Annotated in this window: 21 protein-coding genes and 1 pseudogene; 9 read left to right on the top strand and 13 right to left on the bottom strand. The window is 71.6% G+C overall.

What is annotated here, in order from left to right; translation table 11 throughout:
- Positions 1 to 44: 44 nt before the first annotated feature.
- The 4 genes from SSPS47_RS08685 to SSPS47_RS08670 are packed head-to-tail and all read right to left on the bottom strand — an operon-like array spanning position 45 to position 4,141.
- A complete protein-coding gene (locus SSPS47_RS08685) occupies positions 45 to 1,034 on the bottom strand; it encodes a hypothetical protein (protein WP_164250007.1) in 990 nt (329 codons plus the stop codon).
- The gene (locus SSPS47_RS08680) at positions 1,031 to 1,960 is read right to left on the bottom strand and encodes a heme ABC transporter ATP-binding protein (RefSeq protein ID WP_164250005.1); all 930 of its coding nucleotides are present in this window, start codon (positions 1,958 to 1,960) and stop codon (positions 1,031 to 1,033) included. The genes SSPS47_RS08685 and SSPS47_RS08680 overlap by 4 nt, the downstream gene beginning before the upstream one ends.
- A complete protein-coding gene (locus SSPS47_RS08675; RefSeq protein ID WP_164250003.1) occupies positions 1,957 to 3,099 on the bottom strand; it encodes an iron ABC transporter permease in 1,143 nt (380 codons plus the stop codon). Before SSPS47_RS08675 ends, SSPS47_RS08680 begins: the two co-directional genes overlap by 4 nt.
- Before the next feature lies 1 nt (position 3,100).
- Entirely contained in the window at positions 3,101 to 4,141 is a 1,041-nt protein-coding gene (locus tag SSPS47_RS08670; RefSeq protein WP_239064814.1) for an ABC transporter substrate-binding protein, read from the bottom strand.
- A gap of 224 nt (positions 4,142 to 4,365) precedes the next feature.
- Here SSPS47_RS08670 and SSPS47_RS08665 point away from each other — a divergent pair, with 224 nt between their 5' ends.
- The 3 genes from SSPS47_RS08665 (at position 4,366) to SSPS47_RS08655 (ending at position 8,488) form a co-directional block, all read left to right on the top strand.
- Positions 4,366 to 5,868: an HtaA domain-containing protein gene (locus tag SSPS47_RS08665; RefSeq protein ID WP_164249999.1), complete on the top strand. Its 1,503-nt coding sequence runs from the start codon at positions 4,366 to 4,368 to the stop codon at positions 5,866 to 5,868.
- A 67-nt stretch (positions 5,869 to 5,935) separates the two neighbouring features.
- Positions 5,936 to 7,549 carry an HtaA domain-containing protein gene (locus SSPS47_RS08660; RefSeq protein ID WP_164249997.1) on the top strand — a complete coding sequence of 538 codons (1,614 nt, stop codon included), beginning with the start codon at positions 5,936 to 5,938 and terminating at the stop codon, positions 7,547 to 7,549.
- Between the two features lie 252 nt (positions 7,550 to 7,801).
- On the top strand, positions 7,802 to 8,488 hold the full coding sequence (locus tag SSPS47_RS08655) for a PhzF family phenazine biosynthesis protein (protein WP_239064813.1): 687 nt from the start codon (positions 7,802 to 7,804) through the stop codon (positions 8,486 to 8,488).
- 24 nt (positions 8,489 to 8,512) lie between these two features.
- Here SSPS47_RS08655 and SSPS47_RS08650 read toward each other — a convergent pair whose 3' ends face one another.
- Together SSPS47_RS08650 and map are read right to left on the bottom strand one after the other, a co-directional pair.
- A complete protein-coding gene (locus SSPS47_RS08650) occupies positions 8,513 to 9,178 on the bottom strand; it encodes a biliverdin-producing heme oxygenase (protein ID WP_164249995.1) in 666 nt (221 codons plus the stop codon).
- A 245-nt stretch (positions 9,179 to 9,423) separates the two neighbouring features.
- A complete protein-coding gene (gene map, locus SSPS47_RS08645) occupies positions 9,424 to 10,281 on the bottom strand; it encodes a type I methionyl aminopeptidase (RefSeq protein WP_164249993.1) in 858 nt (285 codons plus the stop codon).
- Between the two features lie 77 nt (positions 10,282 to 10,358).
- Here map and SSPS47_RS08640 point away from each other — a divergent pair, with 77 nt between their 5' ends.
- Positions 10,359 to 10,586 (top strand): hypothetical protein, encoded by a 228-nt coding sequence (locus tag SSPS47_RS08640; RefSeq protein WP_164249991.1) that lies wholly within the window; start codon positions 10,359 to 10,361, stop codon positions 10,584 to 10,586.
- A gap of 111 nt (positions 10,587 to 10,697) precedes the next feature.
- On the opposite strand, the gene SSPS47_RS08635 is transcribed toward SSPS47_RS08640, so the two are convergent.
- Together SSPS47_RS08635 and SSPS47_RS08630 are read right to left on the bottom strand one after the other, a co-directional pair.
- Entirely contained in the window at positions 10,698 to 12,047 is a 1,350-nt protein-coding gene (locus SSPS47_RS08635; RefSeq protein WP_164249989.1) for an MFS transporter, read from the bottom strand.
- Between the two features lie 66 nt (positions 12,048 to 12,113).
- Positions 12,114 to 12,797, bottom strand: a complete 684-nt coding sequence (locus tag SSPS47_RS08630; protein WP_164249987.1) for a hypothetical protein — start codon at positions 12,795 to 12,797, stop codon at positions 12,114 to 12,116.
- A 136-nt stretch (positions 12,798 to 12,933) separates the two neighbouring features.
- On the opposite strand from SSPS47_RS08630, the gene npdG reads away from it, so the two are divergent.
- Together npdG and SSPS47_RS08620 are read left to right on the top strand one after the other, a co-directional pair.
- Positions 12,934 to 13,644 carry an NADPH-dependent F420 reductase gene (gene npdG, locus SSPS47_RS08625; protein ID WP_164249985.1) on the top strand — a complete coding sequence of 237 codons (711 nt, stop codon included), beginning with the start codon at positions 12,934 to 12,936 and terminating at the stop codon, positions 13,642 to 13,644.
- 119 nt (positions 13,645 to 13,763) lie between these two features.
- On the top strand, positions 13,764 to 13,949 hold the full coding sequence (locus SSPS47_RS08620; protein ID WP_164249983.1) for a hypothetical protein: 186 nt from the start codon (positions 13,764 to 13,766) through the stop codon (positions 13,947 to 13,949).
- On the opposite strand, the gene SSPS47_RS08615 is transcribed toward SSPS47_RS08620, so the two are convergent.
- The 4 genes and pseudogenes from SSPS47_RS08615 to panB all read right to left on the bottom strand — a co-directional run bounded on the left by SSPS47_RS08615 (position 13,942) and on the right by panB (position 17,910).
- A complete protein-coding gene (locus SSPS47_RS08615) occupies positions 13,942 to 14,742 on the bottom strand; it encodes a site-2 protease family protein (protein ID WP_164249982.1) in 801 nt (266 codons plus the stop codon). The genes SSPS47_RS08620 and SSPS47_RS08615 overlap by 8 nt on opposite strands.
- A gap of 221 nt (positions 14,743 to 14,963) precedes the next feature.
- On the bottom strand, positions 14,964 to 15,866 hold the full coding sequence (locus SSPS47_RS35255) for an ABC transporter permease (protein WP_239064812.1): 903 nt from the start codon (positions 15,864 to 15,866) through the stop codon (positions 14,964 to 14,966).
- Positions 15,863 to 16,895, bottom strand: a pseudogene (locus tag SSPS47_RS08600) (ATP-binding cassette domain-containing protein). The gene SSPS47_RS35255 and the pseudogene SSPS47_RS08600 overlap by 4 nt, the downstream one beginning before the upstream one ends.
- A gap of 154 nt (positions 16,896 to 17,049) precedes the next feature.
- Entirely contained in the window at positions 17,050 to 17,910 is an 861-nt protein-coding gene (panB, locus tag SSPS47_RS08595) for a 3-methyl-2-oxobutanoate hydroxymethyltransferase (protein ID WP_164249980.1), read from the bottom strand.
- A gap of 175 nt (positions 17,911 to 18,085) precedes the next feature.
- On the opposite strand from panB, the gene SSPS47_RS08590 reads away from it, so the two are divergent.
- The 3 genes from SSPS47_RS08590 to SSPS47_RS08580 all read left to right on the top strand — a co-directional run bounded on the left by SSPS47_RS08590 (position 18,086) and on the right by SSPS47_RS08580 (position 21,922).
- Positions 18,086 to 19,741, top strand: coding sequence for an MFS transporter (locus SSPS47_RS08590; RefSeq protein WP_164249978.1), 1,656 nt, complete (start codon positions 18,086 to 18,088; stop codon positions 19,739 to 19,741).
- 250 nt (positions 19,742 to 19,991) lie between these two features.
- On the top strand, positions 19,992 to 20,699 hold the full coding sequence (locus SSPS47_RS08585; protein WP_164249976.1) for a TetR/AcrR family transcriptional regulator: 708 nt from the start codon (positions 19,992 to 19,994) through the stop codon (positions 20,697 to 20,699).
- A gap of 191 nt (positions 20,700 to 20,890) precedes the next feature.
- Positions 20,891 to 21,922 (top strand): endonuclease/exonuclease/phosphatase family protein, encoded by a 1,032-nt coding sequence (locus SSPS47_RS08580; RefSeq protein WP_164249974.1) that lies wholly within the window; start codon positions 20,891 to 20,893, stop codon positions 21,920 to 21,922.
- Positions 21,923 to 21,978: 56 nt separating this feature from the next.
- Here SSPS47_RS08580 and SSPS47_RS08575 read toward each other — a convergent pair whose 3' ends face one another.
- Entirely contained in the window at positions 21,979 to 23,739 is a 1,761-nt protein-coding gene (locus SSPS47_RS08575) for an NAD+ synthase (protein WP_164249972.1), read from the bottom strand.
- Between the last annotated feature and the right edge of the window lie 90 nt (positions 23,740 to 23,829).

Here is a 23,829-nt window from a genome sequence, read left to right as displayed (position 1 = left end):
GCGTCCCCGCGAGGGGGTACGGGCCGGCGTCCCCGCGAGGGGTGTCAGGAGCCTTCGGCCCCGATCACCCCTTGCAGTCTGCTCACCACGTTCACCTGGTCACTGCCGGCTCCGTCCGGCTTCACCAGCGCCGCCTGGCTCGACACCCACTCCTTGGTGAGGGTGTCCTTCACCTCGCCGGTCATCAGCGCCTTCACGTCGGGGGACACCTTCGGGGTGTAGCCGCGCGCCGCCGTCTGCCGGTCGAAGTACCTGATCGCGAAGAAGACCAGCGCGCCGCCGTCCTCTGTGGCGAGCGCCAGAGGCGCGAAGTCCCCGGTGTCCAGGGGCTGATCGATGTACTGGATGGTGAGACCGGGCAGCTTCGCGTTCTTCTCACGTATGTTCCGCCACTCGTCGGTGTGCGGTCCGGGCGCGAAGTGTGCGGGCTCGCCGCTCTTGAGATACGAGGCGTACTCGGTGCTCGTGTCCCCGGGAGCCACCGCCGGTGACGCGCCGTCCGCCGGGACCGGTTCGACGTGACCGTCCTTGTCGGTCTTGAACTCGGGGATCTCGTCCGGAGTGAGAATCGCGAGATAGGCGACCTCCCACAACTGGTCGGCGCCGTTGCGCACGAAGACCAGCACCCAGCGGTTGTCGCCCGGACCGTCGTCCTTGTCGCGGTTGCTGTCGGTGTCGGCGACGAACCAGCGGGGCCAGCCCGCCTTCTTCGGGACGAGGAACCTGGCGTCCGTCAACTCCAGCGGCTGGTGCCGGTCGTTGCCCTGCGGGTTCGTGATGCTTCTGGCCTTGAGCCCGGCCTGGTTGATGGCCCCCAGCGCACCGGTGACCCGTCCGGCGTCCAGCCCCGGGTCGTACGCCTTGTCCGCCTTGTTGTACGCCTCGGTGAAATCCGCCAGCGCCTGGGCCGCTTCGGACTTCTTCGCGCCCGGAAGCACCGCCAGTTCACCGTGGACCGTCATACACCCACTCGCGAGCAGCGACATCACCGTCGCCGCCGCCAGCCCCGCCGCTGCCCGAATCGGCCTTCTCATCGGTCGCCTTCTGCTCCGTGACCCCCACTGTCCGTCCGAACCCTACCGGTCCGCTCGGGAATCACGAGCGGGGTCCCGGTGCGCGGGTGCGGGAAGACCTCGACGGGCTGTCGGTAGACCCGGCTGAGCAGTTCGTCACCGAACACATCGGCCGGCGGTCCGTCCGCGACGACCCGTCCCTCGTGCAGGACGGCGGCCCTGTCGGCGTGCGCGGCGGCCAGCCCGAGATCGTGCAGCACGACGACGACGGCGTCACCGGCCGCGGCGCGTGAGCGGCAGATACGCAGCACCAACTCCTGGTGACGCAGGTCGAGTGCGGCGGTCGGCTCGTCGAGGAGGAGCAGCGGGGCGCGCTGGGCGAGGACGCGGGCGAGCGCGACGCGGGCGCGTTCGCCGCCGGAGAGCGCGGAGAAGGGGCGGCGCGCGAATGCGCCGACCTCGGTCGCCGCCATCGCCTCGGCCACGGCTGTGTCGTCGTCGTCCTCGGACGCCGTACCCGCCCAGGGCGCGCGGCCCATCCGTACGACCTCCTCCACGGGGAACGGGAAGCTGAGCGTGGCGGCCTGTGGCAACACGGCCCGGCGCAGGGCGAGTTCGGGCGCGGACCAGTCGGCGGCGGGGCGGCCGGCGATCCGTACGCCGCCGCTGTCGGCGCCCTGGTCGGCCGCGAGCGCGGCCAGGAGCGTCGACTTGCCCGCCCCGTTGGGCCCGACGAGCGCGAGGACCTCACCGGCGCGTACGGAGAGGTCGACACCGCCGTCGGCGCCGCCGAGGACGTCGCGCTGCCCGAACCGGACGCGCAGGCCCCGTGCCTCGGCGACGACGTCCCCGTGGGCGACGGGGACGGGCAACTCCCTGCCCCGTGGGGCGAATCCGCCGAGGAGCACGCGGTGCGCCGTGGCCTTCACGACTGTGCCGGCCCTCATGCCCAACCCCCTTGCCTGCGCCGCGTCCTGCGCAGCAGCCAGAAGAAGAACGGACTGCCGAAGAGCGCCGTGAGGACACCGAGCGGCAGTTCGGCCGGAGCCGCGACCGTACGGGCCGCGAGGTCGCCCGCGACCAGGACCAGCGCGCCTCCGAGCGCGCTGCCCGGTACCAGGAAGCGGTGGCCGGGGCCGTTCGCCATCCGCAGCAGGTGCGGGACAAGCAGCCCGACGAACGTGATGATCCCCGCCACCGCCACGGCGGCGGCCGTCAGCAGCGCGACGACCAGGACCAGGACGACGCGGAGCCGTTCGACATCCACGCCGAGATGTCTGGCCGGCCGCTCGCCCAGCGCGAGGAGGTCCAACTTCCTCGCGTAGAGGGGCGCGACGGCGAGGCCGAGCAGTGCGCACGGCAGGACGGCGAGCACCTTGGGCCAGGTCGCCTGTGCCAGCGAGCCGAGCTGCCAGAAGGTGATCTGGGTGATCTGCGCGTTGTCGGCGAAGAAGATGGACAGCCCGATGAGCGCGCCCGCGAAGGCGTTCACCGCGATGCCGGTGAGGATGAGCGTGACCACCTCCGTACGGCCGCCGGAGCGGGACATCGCGTACACCAGCAGCACGGTCAGCAGTCCGGAGACGAACGCGCAGACGGTGACGGTCCAGTTGCCGAGGAAGCTCAGGCCGAGCGCGATCGACGCGACGGCGCCGACCGCCGTGCCCGCCGAGATGCCGATGACTCCCGGTTCGGCGAGCGGATTGCCGAACACGCCCTGCATCAGGGCGCCCGCGCAGCCCAGCGAGGCGCCGACGAGCAGCGCGAGGACGACGCGCGGCAGCCGGACGTTCCACAGCACGCTCTCGGGGACCCGTTCGAGCGCGGCGCCGCCGAGGCCGATCCGGTGCTGGACGGAGGCGAGGACGTCGCCGAGCGGGATGTCGTACGCGCCGAGCCCGGCGGAGAGCAGGCAGAGCAGGAGCAGTACGCCGAGGAGTACGACGGTCAACAACCAGGTCCTGCCGCGCTGTTGAGGCCGCCTCTTCGGGGCGGGACCGGCCGGGGTGAGGTCCGGCCGTGCGGGGACGACGGTGGGTGCGGGCGTGGGCGTGGGTGGGGGTACGGGCGTTGGTGTCGTCGTCACGTCACTCGCCGTCCGGGTAGAGCTGTTCGACCAGGGAGGCGAGCGCCTGGTCCGTACGGGGCCCGTAGTTGAGCAGCACGCCGTCGTCGACGGAGACGAACCGGCGGTCGAGACCGGCGGGTGTCTCGGCCACGCCCGGGATCTTCACCAGGCCGTCGGGACCGCCCACGGACTCGAGTCCCTTGCTCATCAGCAGGATCGCGTCGGGCGCCGCCTTCGCCAGCGCCTCGCTGGTGATCGCGGTGAAGTCCTTGTCCGGGCCGGACTCCTTGCCCGCGTCGACGGCGCCGGCCGCCTCCAGCAGTGAACTCGCCCCGGAATCACGGCCACCGAGCAGATAGACGGAGGCCGAGCCACGCAGATAGAGGAAGGCGACACGCGGCTTCTCGCCGTCGCCGGGCGCCGGGATCCGCTTCTGTACGGCGGCGATCCGCTCGGCCGTGCGCGCGCTCAGCTCGTCGCCCGCCGCGTCGACGCCCAGCGCCCGCGCGACGGTCCCGATGCGCGTGCCGACGTCGTCCAGGCCCTTCGCCGGCTCGACGACGAGCAGCGGGATCCCGGCGTCCCGTATCTGTTCGACGGCCTCGGCCGGTCCGGTGGTGGTCTCGGCGATGACGAGTGTCGGCCTGAGGGACAGGACGCTCTCGGCGGAGACGTCGTGGGCGCGGGTCACCACCGGCAGCTTCTCGGCCTGTTCGAAGGTGGCGGTGATGTCGCGGGCCACGACGTGCTTTCCGAGGCCGAGGGTGAAGACGATCTCGCTGAGCGATCCGGTGAGGGGCACGAGCCGGTTTGTGGAGGTGACGGTGACCTTCGTGCCGTCGGCGGAGTCCACGGTGACCGGGAGTTCCGGCTCGGGGACGGTGGCCAGCGGTTCGACGCGGTCGGCGGTCGCCGTCGTACCGGCGCCCTTCGCCGTCCCGCCGGCACCCCCGCCACCGCCGGTGCCACCGGCGCCGCTGTCGTTTCCGCCGCAGCCGGTGGCGGTCAGGGCGAGGGCCAGCACCGAGATGAGTGCGCCCGCCAGGCGTTGAGTGCGCACGGAGTGCACCGTCCCGTCGTCCGTGGAGTCCCGAGTGGAGTCCGTCGAAGTGCCTGGACGGAAGGGTTCCGGCCGGGCTGGAGATAGCTTAGGTTAGCCTTACCTTGCTAGCCAGGTCCGGGGGTGACTTCATCAACCGGGCTTCGTCGGCGTGCCCGTGGCCGCCTCCGTCCGTCCCTTTTCCCCCTGTCCACCTCCGTCTCCGACGTGGGAGTGATCTTCTGATGCTGTCGTCCAGACCGGTGCGCGCTCTCGCCGTCGCGCTGCTCGCCGGGCTCCTCGGAGCCCTGATCCCGGCGGCCACGGCGCAGGCGGCGGACCGCACCGTGCAGGGCGGCAGGCTCGACTGGGGGATCAAGTCCTCTTTCCAGAGCTATGTCACCGGCCCCATAGCGGGCGGCAGTTGGAGCCTGAAGGGGGGAGCGGCCACCGTCGGCGGCAGCCAGTTCCGGTTCCACTCCGCCTCGGGGACGTACGACCCCGACAGCGGCGGCTTGCGCGCCGGCTTCAGCGGCGGCGTCCGCTTCGTCGGTCACACCAAGCCCGACGGATCGCACGAGCTGGACCTCACCATCAGCCGTCCCACGGTCCGGATCTCCGGTGGCCGCGGCACTCTGCACGCCGATATGACAAGCAAGGCCAAGGGGAGCGGCAAGGTCACCACGTCCTCGCAGGTCCCGCTCGCCACGCTCGACCTCGGCGGGATCGACATGCGGGGAGGCGGCAGCCCGGTCGCGCTCAGCAACGTCCCCTCGACGCTCACCGCGCAGGGCGCCACCGCCTTCGCCGGTTACTACACGGCGGGCACTGCGCTCGACCCGGTCAGCCTCTCCGTCGACGTGGCCGCCGCGAAGGACCCGGCGAAGAGGCCCGCCGAGAAGCCGGCCGACAAGGACAAGAGCGACGGCGAGACCGGGAACGAGCGGGCCGAGGGCGCTCTCCGGGACGCGGCCGTCGACTGGGGAGTGCGCCGGACCTTCCGTGAGTACGTCACCGGCTCCATCGCCGAGGGCCGTTGGACGCTCGGCGACGGTGCGCAGGACGGCGGGGCGCTGTTCCGCTTCCCGAAGGGCAAGGGCACGTACGACGCGAAGAAGGGGACGCTCGACGCCGGCTTCGCGGGCAGCGTCCGCTTCACCGGCAACCAACTGGACCTGCGGCTCAGCGGGATCAGTGTCCAGGTGAGGGACGGGAAGGGCACCCTGGCCGCCGACGTCACGAGCGGGGACGGGGCGCCGCGCCGGGCCGTCTCCCTGGTCATCTTCGCCGCCGGGGACTTCACCCCGAAGAACGGTCTCGCCGCACTCACCGAGGCCCCCGCGACGCTCACCGAGGCCGGTGCCAAGGCGTTCGGGTCCATGTACAAGGCGGGCACGGTGATGGATCCCGTCTCGCTCGCCGTCGCCGTCGACAAGAAGGCGAAGCTGCCCGCGCTGCCCGATCTGGGCAGTGACGTCGAGGCCTCCGCCGCTCCGAAGACCGACGCGGCCGACGGACCCACCGAGCCGGCGGAGGCGGACGAAGCCGCCTCCGCCCCGGCCTCCTCGTCCTCCAACGCCCTTACGTACACGGGCATCGGCGCCGGTCTGCTGCTGGCCGCCGCGCTCGCGGTGTACCTCGGCGTCCGGCGCCGTGGCTCGACGGCGTCGGCGGACCCCGGCCCCGCCCCCGCCTCCGGCTCCGAGCCGGACTCCGGGCCCGGTTCCGGTGCCGAGGGACCCTCCTGACTTTCCTTCCCCCCTCCCCACCCCCCGCTCCTTTCGCGCATTCCATTCATCGAGGAGACCCCCGAACATGCCAGCCACCCGTCGTCCCATAGCCCTTGCCGCAGCGGTCGCCACCGTCGTGGCCATCGGCGCGACCGCGCTCGCCGTCCCGGCGTTCGCGGCCGGCAGCGCCGCCCCGGCCGCCCCCGGAGCGCCCGCCGCGCCGCAACTCGAACTGAAGGACGGCACCCTGGAGTGGGGCTTCAAGGAGTCCTTCCGCAAGTACCTGCTCTCGCCCATCGCCGCCGGGAAGATCACGGCCGCCGACGGTGCCACCCAGGCCGCCGGAAACGGCGTTTTCACCTTCACGGACGGCAAGGGCACCTACGACACCGGCACGCATGCCACCGCGACCGCCTTCAAGGGAAGCGTGCACTTCGAGGGTCACCACGGCGTCCTCGACATCAAGTTGAGCGATGTGAAGGTCAACACCACCCGTGTGGACGGGGAGATCACCGCCGACGTCACCAGCGTGACCGGGGGCGAGTCCGAGACGCGCGAGGACGTCTCGATCGCCGATCTCGACCTGACGACAGTTCGGCCGGGGCAGGGCGAGAACGGCGCGATGGCCTTCACGGACATTCCCGCCGAGCTGACCGCCGAGGGCTCCGAGGCGTTCGCGGGCTTCTACGCCGCGGGCGTCGAGCTGGACCCGGCGACGCTCTCGGTGACGGCGGTGAAGGCCCCCACGGACCCCACCGACCCCACGGACCCGACGGATCCGACCGATCCCACCGACCCGACGGATCCCACGGACCCGACCGATCCCACCGACCCGACGGATCCCACGGACCCGACCGATCCGACGGACCCCACCGACGAGCCCTCGACGCCTGCCGTCGTGGACGGACCCATCGTGGACGGCAATCTCGACTGGGGCGTCAAGAAGAGCTTCCGTACCTATGTGACGGGCCCCATCGCCAACGGCAAGGTCGAACTCGCCGCCGGCGCGACCCGGTCGGGCGAGGCGTACCGCTTCCCCAGGGCCACCGGCTCCTTCGACGCTCAAGCGCAGACGCTGTCCGCCGAGTTCGAGGGATCGGTCCGCTTCCTCGGTCACGAGGAGAAGGGCTCGTACGTCCTCGACCTCGAGCTCAGCGGTCTCGAGGCCGAGGTCAAGAACGGCAAGGGCACCCTCGTCGCGGACGTCAGCACCAAGGACCGGGCGACCCACGAGGTCTCCACCTTCGAGGACCTGACCATCGCCACGCTCGACCTGCCCGCCGGTGAGCTGAAGGCCAAGGACGGCGTCGTCGCACTCGACGCCGTGCCCGCCTCGCTCACCGCTGACGGCACCAAGGCGTTCGGCGGCATGTACGAGGAGGGCGAGACGCTCGACGCGCTCACCGCGGCCGTCTCCCTCACCGAGGACGGTCAGCTCCCCGGCGGTTCGGGCGGCACCGGCAGTGCGGGCGGCACGGGCGACAGCACCGGCGGTACGACCGGCGGCTCGGGCACCACCGGCGGCACGGCGGGCGGCGGCTCCGTCGGCGGTTCCGCGGGTGGCACCGGCAACCTCGCGAGCACCGGGTCCGAGGTCCCGGCCGGCGCCCTGATGGGCGCGGCGGGCGCGCTCGCCGTCGCGGGCGGGGCGGCGGTCTTCATCGCCCGGCGCCGTAACCCGGCCACGGGCGAGATCTGACAGCCGGGCCGAGTCACCGGCCCCGGCCACGGGGCAGGGCAGGGCCGTACCGCGCGACCGACGCGGTGCGGCCCTGTCGGGTCGTCGGCACGGCGCAGCGCACGTGATGCTCCGATTCCCGCTTGATCCGGCAGGTCTTCTACGATCAGCACCAGCCGGGCCGGGACCAGCCCGGTTCCGTACGGCAAGGCCTGGAGGTGCCAGTGCTGTCCTGGTTCTCGATCAGCACGGCGTGCGCGCCGGAGGAATCCGGTGACTGACTTCGCCGGCCGCGGCGCGGACAGCGGCGGCGACATCGAAGTACTGCGCGTCTTCTGCGCGGGCGACGGCCGGTACGGCAACGCGCTCGGCGTCGTACGGGAGGGCCGCGACTACCCCGACGAGGCGTCCCGGCAGGCGCTCGCGGCCGAACTCGGCTTCAGCGAGACCGTCTTCGTGGACGATCCCGAGCGCGGCCATGTGGACATCTACACGCCGGGCCTGCGGCTGCCGTTCGCCGGGCACCCGCTCGTCGGGGCCGCCTGGCTGCTCGACCTGGAGACGGTCAACCCGCCCGTCGGCGAGGTGTGGGTGCGCCAGGACGGCGAGTTCACCTGGATCACGGCGCGCCCGGAATGGTCCCCGCCACGCACCCTGCGCCGTTACGGGACGGTCGCCGAGGTCGACGCGCTCCCCGCCCCGCCGCCGGGCGAGGGCTGGCTCTACGCGTGGTCGTGGGAGGACGAGTCGGCCGGCCGCGTACGGGCGCGCGGCTTCCCGCGCCGCGACGACGGCATCGTGGAGGACGAGGCGACGGGCGCGGCGGCCCTGCTCCTCACCGCCGAGCTGGGCCGCGCGCTGAACATCACTCAGGGCCGGGGGTCGCAGATCCTCACTGCCCCCGGCCCTGACGGGTCGATCGAGATCGGTGGACGCGTCCGCCTGCTCCCGCGCCGCTGAGCGCGGTCCACCGCGTCGGCGGGCTCACGCGCTGAGGGGGAACTCGCCCTCCAGCTCGTGGAACACGGCCCCGTTGAGGTCGAACGCCCGGTTGCACTCCTCGATGATGCGCTGCTTCTCCAGGTCGTCCACGGGCAGAGCGTCCAGCAGCTCACGGTAGGCGCGCTTGAACGCCGCCGGGTTGGCGATCTGATCGAAGACGTAGAAGCGGACGCCGTCGCCCTTGCGCTCGAAGCCCCAGGTCTTCTCCGCGATGTCGCGGACGACCTGGCCGCCGGAGAGATCCCCGAGATAGCGGGTGTAGTGGTGGGCCACATAGCCGCCGGGCCAGGCGCGGGCGCACTCGGTGACCCTGGCGGCGTACGCGGCGGTGGCGGGCAGCGGCTCAAGGCCCTCCCGCCAGCCGGCACCGCGCAGATGCGTCAGATCGCGCTCCAGGGCGTCGGTACGCATCAGCTCGGGCCGGACGAAGGGGCCGGCGACCGGGTCTCCTTCGACCGTCGGAGCGGCTTCCTCCAGCGCCCGGTACACGAACCAGAGCTGTTCGGTGTAGCGCGCGTACGCCTCCACGCCGAAGCGCCGGCCCAGCAGGTCGCTCATGAAGGTCGAGGTGTTCACCTCGCTGTGCTTCTCGTGCGAGGCGACACGGATCTGCGTGGAGAACGGGGTGGCGGTGGCGGTTGCGTCCAAGGCGGGCCTCCGGGGCCGAGGGGGACGGAAAACCAGACCGAGATCCGGCGGGGCAGCACGGGCGCTTGCCTTCGCCGATCCTCTTACTTAGGCTTACCTAAGTCAACTGGTTCCCGACGTCCTGTCGGTAAGAAAGCTACCCCTTGATCGCGCGGGGGACACCTGGTGGGCGATGGCCCCCGCGAGAGGCCGCGTCCGAGGTCGGAGCGGGTCGATGGTGGTCAGGGAGCCGGGCCGGGACGAGGTCAGGGCAGGGTGAGGATCTCCGCGCCGGTGTCCGTCACCACGAGTGTGTGCTCGAACTGGGCGGTCCGCCTGCGGTCCTTCGTCACCACGGTCCAGCCGTCGTCCCACATGTCGTACTCATGGGTGCCGAGCGTGAGCATGGGCTCGATGGTGAAGGTCATGCCGGGCCGCATGACCGTCGTCGCGTGCGGGCTGTCGTAATGCGGGATGATCAGCCCGGAGTGGAAGGACGAGTTGATGCCGTGCCCGGTGAAGTCCCGGACCACGCCGTAGCCGAAGCGCTTGGCGTACGACTCGATGACGCGGCCGATGACATTGACCTGCCGGCCGGGCCGGACGGCCTTGATGGCCCGGTTCAGTGACTCACGGGTCCGCTCGACCAGGAGCGTCGACTCCTCGTCGACGTCGCCGCAGAGGTAGGTGGCGTTGTTGTCGCCGTGCACGCCGTTGATGAAGGCGGTGACGTCGAGGTTCACGATGTCACCGTCGCGCAGGACGGTGGAGTCCGGGATTCCGTGGCAGATGACCTCGTTGACCGAGGTGCAGAGCGACTTGGGGAACTGGCGGTAGCCGAGGGTGGAGGGGTAGGCCCCGTGGTCCACCATGTACTCGTGCGCGACCTTGTCGAGCGCGTCGGTCGTGACGCCGGGCGCGATGTGTTTCGCGGCCTCCTCCATCGCCCGCGCGGCGATCCGGCCGGCGATCCGCATCAGCTCGACGGTCTCGTCGGTCTGCACCTCCGGGCCGGTGTACGGGGTCGGCAGAGGTTTCCCGACGTACTCGGGACGCGGGATTCTTCCGGGTACGGAACGGACGGGGGAGAGTTCCCCGGGCACGAGCAGCGACTGGCCAGACATACCGGCGAGTCTAACCAGCGTTCAAAAGCCGCCGGTGGGGCAGCCTGACCCACAGACCTCAGAGGAAGGAGCCGACGATGGCCCTGTTCAAGAAGCGCACGGCGGGCAAGCCGGGCGAGTGGTACTACTGCCTCCAGCACAAGAAGGTCGAGGAGGGCCCGGACTGCCCCGCCAAGGACCGCTTCGGCCCGTACGCCTCCAGACAGGAGGCGGAACGCGCGATGGAGACCGCGGCCGAACGCAACCTCGACTGGGAGACGGATCCCCGCTGGCACGACAACCCGAAGGACCGTCCCCCGACCTGACGAACGGGCCGGACCGGCCGGCCACTTCCGGCCCGTCCGTCGTTCGAGGACGGGACCGCCGGCCCCGGTCGGCGGCCCCGCCGGGTGCCCGAGCCCGGAGCCGGCACCGCCTCAGAGCGCCACCCCGGGCGAGGGCGCCCGGTCCTGGGCCGCGGCGTCCGTATCGGCGGTCGCATCGGCGTCCGCGTGCGCCGCCTCCTGCTGCTGTGCCTTCCGGCGCAGCGCGTCCTCGTCCGTCTCCGAGTCGTACGTCATCAGCTTCGGCAGCACCGCCGCCAGCAGCCCCACCGCCACCACACACGCCACCCCGCCGCTCCAGATCGCCGGGCGGGTGCCCGTCCAGCCGGCCACCGTGCCCGCGCGGACCTGGCCGAGCTGCGGACCCACGCTGTACGAGAGCACCTCCAGGCCCGCCAGCCTGCCGCGCAGCTCCTCGGGGATCGTCTGGTTCCAGATCGTCGAGCGCCCCAGTCCGCTGAGCATGTCGCCCGCGCCCGCAAGCATCAGGCAGGACAGGACCAGCCAGATGTTCGGCATCCAGCCCGCCAGCGTCATCGCCAGGCCCCAGCCGGCCGCGCCGCCCACGACCATCAGCCCGTGCCGCCGTACCTTCGAGGCCCAGCCGCTGGTCAGGCTGATCAGCACGGAGCCGAGCGGGATCGCCCCGTACATCAGGCCGAGCGCCCACTCCGCGTCGAGGTCCTCCGCGAGGAACGGGAAGATCGCGAGCGGGAAGGCGAAGAACATGGCGCTCAGATCGATCGCGTACGTGCCCAGCAGCACCGGCTTGCCCGACGCGTACCGCGCGCCTTCCGCGATCCCGCGCAGTGACGGCTTCGTCGCCTCCTTGGAAGGCGGCGCCGGACGCAGCCGCAGACACATCAGTACGGAGGCGACGAACCCGGCCACGGTCAGCGCGTACGCCGTCGCCGTCCCGGAGAACGCGACCACGACACCGGCCGCCGCAGGCCCGGCGACCGCCGCGGTCTGCCAGCGCAGCGCGTTGAGTGCCGCCGCCGCGGTCAGCTGGGCGTGCGGCACGATCCTTGCGATCAGGGAGTCCAGCGCGGGCCGCTGGATGCCCGCCAGCGCGGAGACGCCCGCCGCCACGACGTACAGCGGCCAGAGCGCCGGCCGCGGCAGCAGCGCGTTGATCAGCAGGATCACCGCGAGCAGACCGAGGCCCGCCTCGGAGAGCAGGATCAGCTTGCGGCGGTCGACCGCGTCGGCGAGCGCCCCGCCGTACAGCCCGAAGACGATCAGCGGCACCAGCTCGACGGCGCCCATCGCGCCGACCGCGAGAGGCGAGTCCGTGAGGTCCTTGATCTGGAGCGGCAGCGCGATCATGGCCATGGAGCTGCCGAAGTACGTCACCAGGCCCTGGATCCACAGGAGCCGGAACTCGCGCAGTGTGCGCAGCGGAGTGAGGTCCGGCAGGATCGACGACAGCTTCTTGGTCACGAGAGGCCATGCTGCGTCGTGACGGTCGGCCCGGGCAACTCCTTTACCCGGCCCCGTGTCCCGGTGTCACCAGCGGCCCGGCGGCGGCGAGGTCAACTGGTCGGCGAGCCGCGACAGCCGGTCGCGGAAGCCGAGCCTGCCGCGCGTCGCCGGGAGGCTGTTCTCGCCGGCCGCCGCGCTCACCAGGTGCTGGACCATGTCGAGGTCGACCCCCGACGCCGCCCCGTCCGCCTCCCCTTCGTCCGTCTCCTCATCGCACGGCTCTCCCGAGTCACCCTCCGCCCCCTCCTCCCGGACCGCCGGGGTGATCGTGAGCGCGTCGTGCGCCAGCCCCACCACCTCCGGATCCCCGGTCCCCAGTGACAGGACGGTCGCCCCCGCCCTCCGCGCGTCGTGCACCCGCTCCAGCAGCCCGCCGTCCGGCCGCTCCGGCGCCACCAGCAGCAGCGTCTCGCCCCGTCCCGCGCCTTCCAGCCTGCCCAGCCCGACGGCCAGATGGGCGGGGTCGGCGGGACGCACCCGGTGGCGTACGAGCAGCGGTGCCAGCTCCGGACGGCCGGACCACGCCGCCTCGTCCACCAGATGCGCGGCCAGATGCCACGGCTCGTACGCCCGTGTCCCGACGAGCAGCAGCCCGCCCCCGTGCGGCACGACGGACGACCGCAGTGAGGCGGCGAACCGGCGGGTCGCCGCCGGCCACCGCGTACCGGCCAGGACTTCACGGAGCAGGGCGACGCGTACGGCATCCATGGGCCCGGATCCTGCCGGAGCACCGCGCCCCGCGCCGGGGGTCGGCGCCGCGTCACCCGAACGGGGCACTCCGGCCGTGCGGGGGCGACGAGGGCCGTGCCGGAAGCCTCTCGGACCGGCAAGTAATGTCGAGGCCATGACCTCTACCGACAGCGGCAGCACGCCGAAGCCCCCCGCCAAGGACCCGTGGGAGCTTCCCGACGTCTCGGACCTGACCGTCGGAGTTCTCGGCGGCACCGGCGACCAGGGACGCGGGCTCGCCTACCGGCTGGCACGCGCCGGGCAGAAAGTGATCATCGGCTCCCGCGCCGCCGAGCGTGCCGAGGCGGCGGCGGCCGAACTCGGCCTCGGTGTCGAGGGCGCCGACAACGCCGGATGCGCGCGCCGCAGCGACATCGTCATCATCGCGGTGCCCTGGGAGGGCCACGCCAAGACGCTGCAATCGCTCAAGGACGAGCTCGCGGGCAAGCTCGTCGTCGACTGCGTCAACCCGCTCGGCTTCGACAAGAAGGGCGCCTACGCGCTGAAGCCGGAGGAGGGCAGCGCCGCCGAACAGGCCGCCGCCCTGCTGCCCGACTCACGCGTCACCGCCGCCTTCCACCACCTGTCCGCCGTACTGCTCCAGGACCCCGCCGTCGAGCAGATCGACACCGATGTGATGGTGCTCGGCGAGGTACGGGCCGACACCGACATCGTGCAGGCGCTGGCGGCCCGTATCCCCGGAATGCGCGGGGTGTTCGCGGGGCGGCTGCGCAACGCGCACCAGGTGGAGTCGCTGGTGGCGAACCTGATCTCGGTCAACCGCCGCTACAAGGCGCACGCGGGTCTGCGCGTGACCGACGTCTGACGGTCCCCGGCGCACCGTGTCCCCCGGGGACGGACCTGGGCGCGGGCGGGCATGGGGGTGGGGGACACTGGACGGGCGCCGTACGCACGTCCGTCACGCCCCCGACAGGAGCCGACCCCATGCCCCGCCTCGCTCTCTACGCCCTCGTCGTCTGCCTCCTGGCCACCACGGCGGCCGTGGTGGCCTTCGTACGGGGGGAGATCTGGCTCGGCGTCGTGTGGGTGCTGCTGGCCGGACTGTCGTCGAACATGACGTGGTACTACCGGCGCAGGGCGAAGGCGTCCGGCCGGGCCGGTGCTAGCTGACGAACGACTGGCACAGCTCGTCGCGCGTCTTCCAGAAGCGGTAGAAGTTCTGGCCGCAGTACGTCTCCAGATCGGAGATGCCGAGGCCGCTCAGGATCGCGTCGATCCCGTTGAAGAACGCGATGTTCACCTCGGGGATGAACAGGACGCCGAAGACCGCGAGCAGTCCGAACGGCGCGAACGGCTCCACCTGCGCGCGGAACTTGCGCGACAGCCACGGCTCGATCACGCCGTAGCCGTCAAGTCCCGGCACCGGCAGGAAGTTGAGGATCGCCGCCGTCACCTGGAGCAGCGCGAGGAACGCGAGCGCGAAACGGAAGATCATCGGTACGCCGTCGAGCATGCCCAGCCAGAACGGGGCCGTGCAGACGACCGCGAAGAGGACGTTCGTCAAAGGGCCCGCCGCCGAGATCAGACTGTGCCGCCACCGGCCCCGGATGCGGCTGCGCTCGATGAAGACGGCGCCGCCCGGCAGACCGATGCCGCCCATGATGACGAAGATCACGGGGAGCACGATGCTCAGCAACGCGTGGGTGTACTTGAGGGGGTTGAGCGTCAGATAGCCCTTGGCTCCGATGGAGATGTCGCCGCTGTGCAGGGCGGTGCGCGCGTGCGCGTACTCGTGCAGACACAGGGAGACCACCCACGCCGAGGTGACGAAGAGGAAGACGGCGATACGGGCGTCCGCCGCGAAGTCGGTCCACACCGCCCACCCCGTGGCCGCCATGACGGCGGCGATCCCGAGGAAGACGGGACTGATCCGCCGGTCGCGACGGGAGGGGGCGGTGGTCATTCGCGGCTCCTGAGGGTGCGGGCGGGATGCGGTCGGCGGCGCGGGGCGTGCCCGACCGTACAGGCGACACGGCGAGTACGTCTCGCCCGCGGGGGTCGGTTCCGGCGGCGCGGGGCGGCGTACGGGCAGACGGCGGGAGGGCCGGGGCGGCGCATGAGGACGGCGGACTCGGGGGAGCGGGCGGCCGACCGGATGGCCGTGCCGGACAATGGTGGGGTGCGCTACCGGCTTCTCGGCCCCACGCGGGCCCTGCGCGCCGACGGCACCCCGTACGCCGTCGGCGGCTCCAGGCTGCGCGCGCTGCTGACCGTACTGGCGCTGCGGCTGCTCGCCGACCGCGGCGCCGCCGCCCGGCCCGGCTTCCGTACGGACGAGGACCCCGTCGCGGCCGACGAGATCTGCCGCCGGCTCGACGGGCTGCCGCTCGCCATCGAACTGGCCGCCGCCCGGCTGCGGATGCTCACCCCCCGGCAGATCGCCGACCGCCTGGACGACCGCTTCCGGCTGCTGACCGGCGGCAGCCGCACCGTACTGCCCAGACAGCAGACGCTGCGCGCCGTCGTGGACTGGTCGTGGGACCTGCTCGACCCCGTCGAGCGGACCGCGCTGGCCACCCTGTCCGTCTTCTCGATCTCCATACCGAGCACGAAGCCCACGATCAGCAGGATCGCGAAGGCGACCATCATCCGGCCGACCTCGACCACGATCTTCGCGATGAGGACGGACGACCGGGCGATCGGCATCGTCCGGAACCGGTCCATGACCCCCTTCTGGAAGTCCTCGTTGATCCCGCTGCCCACCGCCATCGAGACGTTGAGCCCCATCATCGCCATCAGACCGGGCACCAGATAGCTGACGTACTCGGACTGGTTGCCCTTGCCCGCGACGGCCCCGCCGAAGACGAACACGAACAGCAGCGTGAAGACGATCGGCATCAGCAGGACGTCGAACATCGACTCCGGGTCCTGCTTGATCTGGAGGACATTGCGGCGCGCGAGGGCGCCGATGGGCCGCAGATTGGCCCGCAGGCCGATCCGGCCCTCGTCGGAGACCGCCCGGAGGGGCGGTTCGGGGCGGGGGGACGGCGCGGTGTCCGTCACTTCCGTCGTCGTCACCGTACTCATGCCGCGACCTCCTTCGTCCGCGCGTCGTCGCGGGCGGCGTCGCGCACGTCGTCGGCCTGTTCGCTCGTCTTCTCGCCCGTGATCGCCAGGAACACCTCGTCCAGACTGGGCAGATGGGTGCCGATGTGCGCGATGTCGAACCCGCGCCCGGCCAGCAGGCCGATCACGGCGGTCAGTTGCACATCGGCGAGGATGGGCACGAACAGCATGCCGTCGTTGATCTGCGACCCCGCGACACCGTCCAGGCCGGTCTCACTCAGCGCCCGTGCCATCTCCGGCAGCCGGGCGGGGTCGGTGGGGCGGATCTCCAGGGTCCGGCCGCCGACCCGCGCCTTCAGCTCGTCGACCTTGCCGCCCGCGACGACCCGGCCGCGGTCGATGACCGTCAGCTCGCTCGCGAGCTGCTCGGCCTCCTCCATGTACTGCGTGGTGAGCAGGACGGTCACTCCCTCGGAGACCATCCGCTGGACCTCCGCCCACACCTCGTTACGGGTGCGGGGGTCGAGGCCCGTCGTCGGCTCGTCCGGATAGAGCACCGCGGGCTGCCCGATCATCGAGGCGGCGAAATCCAGCCGCCTGCGCATGCCGCCGGAGTACTGGAGCACCGGCTTTCGCGCCGCCTCGGTGAGCGAGAACCGCTCCAGCAGCTCGTCCGCCCGCCCGCGGGCCGTCGTACGGGACAGATCGAGCAGCCGCCCGATCATGTACAGGTTCTCCCGGCCGGAGAGCTTCTCGTCCACCGAGGCGTACTGCCCGGTGGGGCCGATGGTGCGGCGGAGCTGCCGCGGCTGCCTCACCACGTCGTAACCGGCCACGACGGCCGTGCCGGCGTCGGGCAGGATCAGGGTGGACAGGCAGCGTACGAGGGTGGTCTTGCCGGCGCCGTTGGGCCCGAGGACTCCGAGGACCGTGCCTTCGCGCACGTCCAGGTCGACCCCGTCCAGCGCTTGGTCGCACCGTAGTGCTTGACAGGCCCCGCACCGTGACGGCCGAGTTGCCGTCGGCAGGGATTGTGTCGATTCGCGTCATGCCGTCGATCGTGCCAGCCGCCACCGACAGGCGACCGACATCCGCCCGACAGCCAGCCGACAGCCGTCCGCCGGATGCCTGGAACGCCGACAGCCCGCCGATGGGGGATGTCGGCGGGCTGTCTTCTCTTGCGGCAGTGGCTGCTGTGGTGGTGCTAGTGGAAGGTGTGCTCTTCCTGCGGGAACGTTCCTCCGACGACCTCGTCCGCGAACGCCTTGGCGGCGTCGCCGAGCGTCCGGCGGAGGTTCGCGTACTGCTTGGTGAAGCGCGGCACCTTGCCGCCCGTCAGACCCACCATGTCCGTGTACACGAGCACCTGCGCGTCGGTGTCGGGACCGGCGCCGATGCCGATGGTCGGGATCTCCAGCGACCGGGTGACCTCGGCGGCGACCTCGGCGGGCACCAGCTCCAGCACCACCGCGAACGCGCCGGCCGCCTGCGCCGCCTTGGCGTCGTGCAGGAGGCGGTGCGCGGCCTCGTCGCCGCGGCCCTGGACCCGGTAGCCCAGCGTGTTCACGGACTGCGGCGTCAGACCGAGGTGCGACATCACCGGTATGCCGGCCTGGACGAGCAGCTCCGTCTGCGGCAGCGAGCGCTCGCCGCCCTCCAGCTTGACCGCGCCCACCCCGGCGTCCTTGACCAGGCGTGTGGCGCTGCGCAGGGCCTGTACGGGCCCTTCCTGGTACGAGCCGAAGGGGAGGTCGCCGACGACGAGGGCGCGCCTGGTGCCCCGCACGACGGCCGCGGAGAGCATCGTCATCTCGTCGAGGGTGACGGGTACGGTCGTCTCGTAGCCGAGGTGGACATTGCCCATCGAGTCGCCGACGAGCATGACCGGGATACCGGCCTCGTCGAACACGGACGCGGTCATCGCGTCGTACGCGGTGAGCATGGGCCACTTCTCGCCGCGCCGCTTGGCGGCGGCGACGTCATGGACGGTGACGCGGCGGGTGCCCGTGCCGCCGTACAGCGACTTGGGATCACGTGAGGGGTTCTGCGCAGCCTCGGACGTCATGGCTTACGACTCCTTCGTCATCTCGAGGCACCCTGACGGTGTCCCCGGACCGTGTCCATGGTGGCATCCGGGTGCCACCGACGGGAAGTGGGGCTACTCCGTTCTCACCGGTCCCCGGGTAAAGAATTTACAATACGAGACGGTATCGTATTGAAATGGGCTTACGCTCGTCGTCATGCCCACACCCTCACCCTCGTCCGCACCACCGCCACCGTCCTCCGCGCCGCCCGGCGTCCGCGTCACGGAGCGCCGGGTCCCCGAAGCCGTCCACCGGCGACGCTGGGCCATCCTCGGCGTCCTCATGTTCAGCCTGCTCATCGTGGTGCTCGACAACTCGATCCTGAACGTCGCGGTCAAGACGATCGCGAGCCCCGAGCCGGTCGGGATCGGCGCCACCCAGAGCGAGCTGGAGTGGGCCATAAACTCCTACACCCTCGTCTTCGCGGGTCTGCTCTTCACCTCCGGTCTGCTCGGCGACCGCTTCGGCCGCAAGAGGGTGCTGCTCTTCGGCATCGTCGTCTTCGGCATCGGCTCCGCGCTCGCCGCGATGTCCGGATCGCCCGGTGAACTCATCACGTACCGCGCCGTGATGGGCTTCGGTGCCGCGTTCGTGATGCCGGCCACCCTCGCCGTCCTGATGAACGTCTTCGAGCGCGAGGAGCAGCCCAAGGCCATCGGCATCTGGGCGGGCAGCGTCGGACTGGCCATCGCCATAGGGCCGATCACCGGCGGCGTACTGCTCGAACACTTCTGGTGGGGCTCGATCTTCCTGGTCAACGTCCCGGTGGTGATCATCGCGCTGATCGCGATGGCGCTGCTGGTGCCGGACTCCAAGGACCCCGACCCCGGCCGTGTCGACCCGGTCGGCGTACTGCTGTCGATCGTCGGCCTCGTCCTGCTCGTGTACGGGATCATCCGCGCGGGCGAACTCGCCGACTTCACCGACGCCACGGTGCTGGCCTCGATCACCGGCGGTCTGGCCGTCCTGGCCGCGTTCGTCGTGCACGAGAAGCGCAGCGACCACCCGTCGATGGATATGTCCTACTTCAAGAAGCCGGCCTTCTCCGCCGCCGTCGCCGCGATCGCGCTGGTCTTCTTCGCGCTGATGGGTGTGACCTTCTTCTCGGCCTTCTACCTCCAGAGCGTGCGCGGATACAGCGCGCTCGACTCGGGCCTGCTGATCGTGCCGCTCGCCGTGGCGCAGATGGTCTTCGCGCCGCGCGCCCGGCTCGTCGTGGACCGGTTCGGCGCCCGCGCGGTCTGCACCGGCGGCATGCTGCTCGTCGCGGCCGGTCTCGCGGCGTTCTCCCTCTTCGACGCCACCACGCCCGTCTGGGTGCTGTGCCTGGTCTTCTTCGTCCAGGGCACCGGAATGGCCCACATCATGCCGCCGGTGACGGTCGCCGTCATGCAGGCCCTGCCGCGCGAGAAGGCCGGCTCGGGATCGGCCGTCAACAACACCTTCCGGCAGGTCGGCGGCGCGCTCGGCATCGCCGTACTCGGCTCGCTGCTCTCCACCACCTACCGCGGCGAGATCGAGGGGCACCTCGGCGCCGTCCCGGCCGCGGCGCGTGACACGGCGGGGGAGTCGATCGAGGCGACCCTGGCCGTCGCCGAGAAACTCGGCCCCGCCGGCGCCCCGTTGGTCTCCTCCGCGAACGACGCCTTCCTGAGCGCCATGCACGTCACGGCCCTCGGCTCGGCCGCTGTCGCGCTGATCGGCACCGTCGTGGTCGCGCTCTTCATGCCGGGCCGTACGGCCCCGGAGCGGTCCACACCGCAGGAGCGGTCGGAGCGCCCGGTCGAGGCGGCGCCGGCCGTCCACGACTAGGTTCTGTCCGGAAAGCGGCGCCGTCCGCCCGCGGGCCGGGCGGGACTCTGCGGATACGCCCCAGGGCCCCGGTCGGGGCACCGTCCGGTGGTCGGAATCAAGCGCCGCTCAAGTGCCGCGCGAGAGGGTCGACCTTTCCGGCCGGGGCATCGGCCGGTGTCGGGCGTTCGACCGGGCACGCCGGCGTCGGCGAGAATCGGGCGGACCGTGCGCGGCGTGCGGGTGGCGGGGCAGGGCGAAAGGTGGGCCGTTGCGAGGGCAGGAGCGGGACCAGGGGCAGGAGCCCCGGCGAGGCCGGCCGCGCAGTGAGGCGGCCGAACGCGCCATCCTGCAGGCCGTGGTGAAGCTTCTCGAAGAGGGGGAGCCGCTGGCGGGGCTCTCCATCGAGCGCATCGCGCGGACGGCGGGCGTCGGCAAGGCCACCATCTACCGGCGCTGGAGCGACAAGGAAGAGCTCTTCGTCGACGTCCTGCGCGCCATCGAGCCGCCCGAGCCCGCCCTGTCGGGGACCTCCGGCCTCGCGGACATCCTCGTCGGTCTGGAATCCCTGCGCAGACGCGGTCTCGCGCAGCGCAGCTCCGCCCTGCTGTACAACGTCTTCGCACAGATGAAGAGCCATCCGAAGCTGTGGGACGCGTATCACCACACCGTGATCGCGCCGCGGCGCGCCGCCATGACGGCGGCGGTGCGCCGCGCCGTCGCCGCGGGTGAACTCCGGGACGACATCGACGTGGAGCTGATCGACGAACTCATCGTCGGCCCCATGCTGGTGCGCACCATTCACCGCAAGGACGCCCCGCTGGACGACGACCTCGCCGAACGCATCCTCCGGGCGCTGCTCGAAGGGCTCCGCCCCAGGGACGGAGCCGGGAACAAGGCCCAGGGCAAGCACGGGGCCGGAGCCGGGGCCGGGGCCGGGGAGAGCGCCGGTGGGACGGCCGGTGACACGGGGAGCTGACCGCCCGCCGCGCGGCCTCGCCCGTCGTGCGTCATGTGTCACAGCCGCCCGGTAACCGCCCGTGTCCGGAACCCGACGCCCCACGACGGTCGTCCTTCTGCCCGTACGGCCGTCGGGGACGGCGGGGAATGCGCGCGTCATCGCCTAGGGTCGGTGGCGGGCGTGAACGGCAAGGCAGTGAGGGCGGCGGAATGACGCAGGAGTACACGGCTGAGTCCCGGGTGGACGGCGCCGACGACAACGACCCTCCCAAGAGCCGGATCCGGACCCTCGCCGACCGCTGGCGCGGCGACCGGGGCATCTGGCGGCGGGGCGTCGTCGTCGCGGTGCTCGCCGTCCTGACGGCGCTGCTGATGATCCTGCACGCCCAGGTCCCCAACCGCATCGGCAACTTGGGCAGTCTCATGGAGACCTTCCTGCCGTGGCTGGGACTTCTCGTACCCGTGCTTCTCGTGGCCGCGCTGGTACGGCGCTCCGCCACCGCGCTGATCGCGCTGCTGCTGCCGACCGTCGTCTGGGTCAACCTCTTCGGCGGACTGCTCATCGGAAAGTCGGGCACCGGCGGCGATCTGACGGTCGCCACGCACAACGTCAACGCCGAGAACCCCGACCCCGAGGGAACCGCGCGGGAGATCGTGGAGTCCGGCGCGGACGTCGTGGCGCTGGAGGAGCTGAAGGCGTCGGCGGTTCCCACGTACGAGAAGGCGCTGGGCGCGACGTACAAGTACCGCTCGGTGCAGGGCACGGTGGGGCTCTGGAGCAAGTACCCGCTGAGCGGCAGCCGCCCCGTCGACATCCGGATGGGCTGGACGCGCGCGATGCGGTCCACGGTGATGACACCCCAGGGCGCGATCGCCGTCTACGTGGCGCACCTGCCGTCCGTACGCGTCAAACTGCACGCCGGCTTCACCGCCAACCAGCGGGACGACAGCGCCGACGCCCTCGGTGAGGCGATCGCCGACGAGCGCATGGACCGGATCGTCCTGCTCGGCGACCTCAACGGCACGATGAACGACCGTTCCCTGAACGCCGTGACGTCGCAGATGCGTTCCACCCAGGGCGCCGCCGGCGACGGCTACGGCTTCAGCTGGCCCGCCGCCTTCCCGATGGCACGGATCGACCAGATCATGGTCAAGGGCGTCGAGCCGAAGTCGTCGTGGACGCTGCCCCGCACGGGCAGCGACCATCTGCCGATCGCCGCCCGTATCGAACTCTCGCAGTAGGCGACCCCGTTCGGCGGGAGGGGTGTTCGGCGGCCGGTGTTCCAGCGGGCCGGGGCTCAGGCGGTCGGCGATTCCCGCCAGCGGTTGGTGATCGGCAGCCGCCGGTCCTTGCCGAAGCCCTTCGCGGAGATCTTGGTGCCCGGCGGGTACTGCCGCCGCTTGTACTCCGCCGTGTCCACCATGCGCAGCGTCTTCGCCACCACCGCCGGATCGAAGCCCGCCGCGACGATCGCGTCCTTGCCCTGGTCGCGGTCGACGTACATCGCCAGTATCCGGTCCAGCACGTCGTAGTCCGGCAGCGAGTCCGTGTCGACCTGGCCGGGGCGCAGTTCGGCGCTCGGCGGCTTGGAGATCGAGTTCTCCGGGATGGGCGGGGCCTGACCGCGTTCCTCGGCGGCGCGGTTGCGCCAGCGGGCGAGCCGGAAGACCGTCGTCTTGTAGACGTCCTTGATCGGGCCGTACGCGCCGACGGAGTCGCCGTACAGCGTCGAATACCCCACCGCCAGCTCGGACTTGTTGCCCGGCGCGAGCACGATCTGGCCCTCCTGGTTGGAGAGCGCCATCAGCATCGTGCCGCGCAGCCGCGACTGGAGGTTCTCCTCCGCGAGCCCGGTCAGGGAGAGCGAGTCCATGTACGCGTCGAACATCGGCTCGATGGGGACGGTGCGGAAGTTCAGCCCCGTACGGCGGGCGAGTTCCGCCGCGTCGCCCCGTGAGTGGTCCGACGAGTACTTGGACGGCATCGAGACGCCGTGGACGTTCCCGGCGCCGAGCGCGTCGCAGGCGATCGCGGCGACGAGCGCCGAGTCGATGCCGCCGGAGAGGCCGATCAGGACGGACCTGAAGCCGTTCTTGGCGGCGTACGCGCGCAGGCCCACCACCAGGGCGGAGTAGACCTCCTCGTCGTCGTCCAGCCGGTCGGCGTGGCCGCCGCCCAGCTCCGCCTCGTAGGCGGGGACGGGCTCCTCGGACAGGACGACGTGGTCGACCCGCAGACCGTCGTCCACGGTGCCGCCCGGCGGTTCGGTGGCGGCGGCCGGCAGATCGAGGTCCAGCACCACACAGCCCTCGGCGAACTGCGGTGCGCGCGCGATCACTTCGCCGTCCCTGTCGACGACGATCGAGTCGCCGTCGAAGACCAGCTCGTCCTGGCCGCCGATCATCGCCAGATAGGCGGTGACACAGCCGGCCTCCTGAGCGCGCTTGCGTACGAGCTCCAGCCGGGTGTCGTCCTTGGCCTGCTCGTACGGCGAGGCGTTGATCGACAGCAGCAGCCCGGCGCCCACGGAACGGGTGGCCGGGACCCGGCCGCCGTCCTGCCAGAGGTCCTCGCAGATCGCGAGCGCGACATCGACGCCGCGCACCCGGACGACGGGCATGGTGTCGCCCGGCACGAAGTGGCGGAACTCGTCGAAGACGCCGTAGTTGGGCAGGTGGTGCTTGGCGAACGTCAGCGCCACGCCGCCCCGGTGCAGCACCGCCGCGGCGTTCTGTGGCGATCCGGCCGGCCGTCCGATCCGCTGCCGGTCCCGCTCGGACCGGTCGAGATAGCCCACGACGACGGGCAGCTCCCCGAGGCCCTCGTCGGCGAGCCGCCCGGCGAGCGCGCGCAGGGCGTCGCGGGACGCCTCGACGAAGGACGACCGCAGGGCCAGGTCCTCGACGGGGTAGCCGGTCAGCACCATCTCCGGGAACGCGACGAGATGCGCGCCCTGTTCGGCGGAGTGCCGGGTCCAGTGCACGATCGCCTCGGCGTTCGCGGCGAGATCGCCGACGGTCGAGTCGATCTGATTCAGAGCGAGACGTAGTTGAGGCACGGGCACAGTCTAATCGTCTTTCTGACGCGATGGGTGGCGGGGCCGTGGGGAAGCGTGTGCGGGCCGCCCCGCGGCGCGGCCCGCACACCC

The sequence above is a fragment of the Streptomyces sp. S4.7 genome (assembly GCF_010384365.1).
Lineage (GTDB): Bacteria > Actinomycetota > Actinomycetes > Streptomycetales > Streptomycetaceae > Streptomyces.
Note: the sequence above shows the minus strand (reverse complement) of the source record. Positions and strands in the feature narration are given on the sequence as shown.